General features: G+C 39.7%; 2 protein-coding genes. Both read right to left on the bottom strand.

The genetic code is table 11. The features are described from left to right. On the bottom strand, positions 1-615 hold a 615-nt coding region (locus tag EI28_RS14225), incomplete at its 3' end, for a glycosyltransferase family A protein (protein WP_197018529.1). A gap of 3 nt (positions 616-618) precedes the next feature. Continuing rightward, positions 619-807: hypothetical protein (locus EI28_RS15165; RefSeq protein WP_231476851.1), on the bottom strand; the 189-nt coding region annotated here is incomplete at its 5' end.

Below are 807 nucleotides of genomic sequence, written 5' to 3'. Positions count from 1 at the left end.
TGCCTTGTTATTCATGGCCCTCGTCGCGATAAACCAATCAAGCAAAACACAATTCTTTGGAAACGGGACACATTTCCGTAATATTTCAGAGCGATAAGCAGTATTTGAAAGACCAAAAATGTTATTTCGAAGCAAGATATCTTGGAAGGACTTTTTTTGGGGGCGATTAAACTCTATTGCAAGATCACGTCCATCCTCACTGATAATACTCATCGAACACCCGTACCCATCACAATGTTGGAGAGCAGCTTGAGCGGCGCTCACACGGGAGGGTTCAAGAATATCATCGCTATCAACAAACACGACTTCGGAATATTGCTCGATCATCTCCCGAATCGCTCTCTCCCTAAATTGAATGGGTGATTCATTCCCAGATCTAATAACCCATGTCGCTTTAATACGACCTCCCATCGCCTTTTGTGCCTCCTCAACAGATAGGCGATCGCACCCGATCCAGATATCAAAATCTGAAGTGTCCTGATAATTTACAGAAGAGAACCAATCCTTCAGATAATTCACTCCTTCAGGATATACAGTTGTAAAGAGTGCTAAACTATTGACCCTCATTTTGTTCTCCCATAAGGCATTGCGTTTCACTGAAATGAAAAGGGGCATTCACTATTCATAATCACCAATATGGTTCATTTTTACTAACTCATTTTTGCATACATCTTTTAAAAGAGCTCTCCCCATTATTTTATGTATATCTTTCTGTTCAAAATCACTCTTTACGGGATGTACTTTGAATGATATGCAAGTATCAGTTATTATGGTTCCTTTAACAAGATCTTTGGAATAGACCATTTT

Source organism: Methanoculleus sp. MH98A (genome assembly GCF_000691865.1).
GTDB lineage: Archaea > Halobacteriota > Methanomicrobia > Methanomicrobiales > Methanoculleaceae > Methanoculleus.
Note: the sequence above shows the minus strand (reverse complement) of the source record. Positions and strands in the feature narration are given on the sequence as shown.